This is a genomic window from Streptomyces alkaliterrae (assembly GCF_007097205.2).
Classification (GTDB): Bacteria; Actinomycetota; Actinomycetes; order Streptomycetales; family Streptomycetaceae; genus Streptomyces; species Streptomyces alkaliterrae.
Genome location: NZ_VJYK02000769.1, coordinates 1 through 326 on the forward strand (window position 1 = coordinate 1; position 326 = coordinate 326).

At 71.2% G+C, this 326-nt stretch carries 1 protein-coding gene; it reads left to right on the forward strand.

Annotated elements, in window-relative coordinates; genetic code table 11:
- Positions 1-326 (forward strand): sigma factor-like helix-turn-helix DNA-binding protein (locus tag FNX44_RS27840; RefSeq protein ID WP_323369703.1); only part of this gene is annotated, 326 nt, incomplete at both ends.

Consider the following 326-nt stretch of genomic DNA (forward strand, 5'->3'; position numbering starts at 1 on the left):
ACCACGCTCACCGACGACTCCACCCGCCTCGAAGCGCTGCTGGAGCCGCACGAGTCGGCGGCCGTACCCGCCGAACGTCGTGACCTGCACCGAGAGCTGCTGGCCGCACTGGCCCAGCTCCCCGTCGAGCAGCGGGCGGCGCTGGTACTCGTCGACATGCAGGGCTACCCCGTCGCCGAGGCGGCCCGCGTGCTCGACGTCCCCGTCGGAACAGTCAAGAGCCGATGCGCCAGGGGCAGAGCCAGACTGCTGCCCATGATCACCCATCTGCGCCCGGAGGGTACCGAGGGCGACCAAGAGGGAAGGAACCGGACGCGGGGGACAGC